Annotated in this window: 1 protein-coding gene; it reads right to left on the bottom strand. The window is 72.6% G+C overall.

All coding sequences use genetic code 11. The annotated features are described in order from the left end of the window. On the bottom strand, nt 1-174 hold a 174-nt coding region (locus D7X55_RS47080; protein ID WP_121725797.1), incomplete at its 3' end, for a twin-arginine translocation signal domain-containing protein. Between the last annotated feature and the right edge of the window lie 238 nt (nt 175-412).

Raw genomic sequence — 412 nt, 5'->3', positions numbered from 1 at the left:
GCCCCCGGGCGCGAACGGCACGACGAATCGCAGCGACTTGGTCGGCCAGGCCGGCTGCGCCGCGGCGAGGCCCGGCCACAGGGCCGCGCCCAGGCCGAGCGCCCCGGCGGCCTGCAGGAACTGTCGGCGATCCGTGGCGCGGCGGTCGCCGGCGGGTTCGGGGAAGTGATGCATGGCGTGATGTCTCCTGGTTGCTTCATCGGAATCGGAGAGCCGCATGATGGCGCGTGCCGCCGCGGCGCGCGAGCCTCATTTGCTGCGGAACACCTCCACGCCCACCGCCTCGCAGTCGGGGTAGACGTCGGGCTTGGCCGTGGACACGAGCGCGGCCTGGACCAGCGGATGCGCGAGCATCCGGGTCAGCAGGTCGTCGCACAGCGTCTCCTGCAGGTGGATGTGGCCATGGCTCAGG

Origin of the sequence: Corallococcus sp. AB049A, from assembly GCF_003668885.1 — a bacterium.
Classification (GTDB): domain Bacteria; phylum Myxococcota; class Myxococcia; order Myxococcales; family Myxococcaceae; genus Corallococcus; species Corallococcus interemptor.
This window is presented reverse-complemented; position numbering and strand designations above follow the sequence as displayed.